The following is a 588-nucleotide window of genomic DNA, read 5'->3' as shown; positions in this document are numbered from 1 at the left end:
GGGTCGGCGCGGGCGCCCTGCTGACCCTGATGGTGTCCCGCTCCCACGACCTGCCGTGGCCGAGGGCGCTCGGGGCGTCGGCGATCCAGCTGATCGCGCTGCTGTCGATCGTGAAGCTGGGCACGTTCTGACGGTTCGCCCACGCGGAAGGCCCCCGGCGTGCGGCCGGGGGCCTTCCGTATGTGACCGGGGTTCCTCAGGCGTCCAGAACCTGCCCGACCCGCTTCACCACGGGCTGCTCGACACTCCACGGGAAGTTGATCCAGTCGTCGGTCCGCTTCCACACGTACTCGCACTTCACGAGGGAGTGGGACTTCTCGTAGATCACGGCGGAGCGCACCTCGGCGACGGTGTCGAGGCAGAAGTCACGGACCAGCTTCAGGGTCTTGCCGGTGTCGGCGACGTCGTCGGTGATCAGCACCTTCTTGTCGGAGAAGTCGATCACGTTCGGGACGGGAGCGAGCATGACCGGCATGTCGAGGGTCGTGCCCACACCGGTGTAGAACTCCACGTTGACGAGGTGGATGTTCTTGCAGTCGAGGGCGTAGGCGAGCCCGCCCGCGACGAAGACCCCGCCCCGGGCGATGC

General features: G+C 67.5%; 1 protein-coding gene. It reads right to left on the bottom strand.

The features are described 5' to 3' along the window. Nucleotides 1-196 precede the first annotated feature (196 nt). A partial coding sequence (locus C3481_RS16240; RefSeq protein WP_103843302.1) for a phosphoribosyltransferase occupies nucleotides 197-588 on the bottom strand: 392 nt, incomplete at its 5' end.

It is taken from the genome of Microbacterium sp. Ru50 (genome assembly GCF_002920555.1).
In the GTDB taxonomy this organism is placed as follows: Bacteria; Actinomycetota; Actinomycetes; order Actinomycetales; family Microbacteriaceae; genus Microbacterium; species Microbacterium arborescens.
This window is presented reverse-complemented; position numbering and strand designations above follow the sequence as displayed.